Here is a 540-nt window from a genome sequence, read left to right as displayed (position 1 = left end):
AGTTTATGTTGCAGGTTTCATTGCTGCCATTTTCCATTTAATCAACCATGCAACATTTAAAGGTGCATTATTCATGATTACTGGTGGTGTTGATCACTCTACAGGTACTCGAGATGTAAGAAAATTAGGTGGATTACTTACAATCATGCCTATATCATTTACTATCACAGTTATTACTGCATTAAGTATGGCTGGAGTTCCACCATTTAACGGCTTCTTATCAAAAGAAAAATTTTTAGAAGCAATGATTGATGTGACACATGCGAATTTAATGAGCCTCAGTACTTTAGGCTTTATATTCCCAATCATAGCGATTGTAGGTAGTATTTTCACTTTCGTGTATTCAATTAAATTTATTATGCATATATTCTTTGGTAAATATAAGCGTGAAAGTTTACCACAATCTGCACATGAATCATCAATTTTAATGCTTTTATCTCCAATTATTTTAACTCTTTTAGTTATTGTATTTGGACTTTTCCCAAGCATTTTAACGCAATCTATTATCGAGCCTGCAACTCAATCAGTGAGTCAATCTAC

At 32.8% G+C, this 540-nt stretch carries 1 protein-coding gene; it reads left to right on the top strand.

Going from position 1 to position 540, the window contains the following annotated elements; genetic code table 11:
• A partial coding sequence (locus HZY83_RS06700; protein WP_305038425.1) for a proton-conducting transporter transmembrane domain-containing protein occupies positions 1 to 540 on the top strand: 540 nt, incomplete at both ends.

Origin of the sequence: Gemella sp. GH3 (assembly GCF_013415425.1) — a bacterium.
Taxonomy (GTDB): Bacteria; Bacillota; Bacilli; order Staphylococcales; family Gemellaceae; genus Gemelliphila.
The sequence above is the reverse complement of the archived record's forward strand: the minus strand, read 5'-3'. Positions and strand labels throughout refer to the sequence as shown.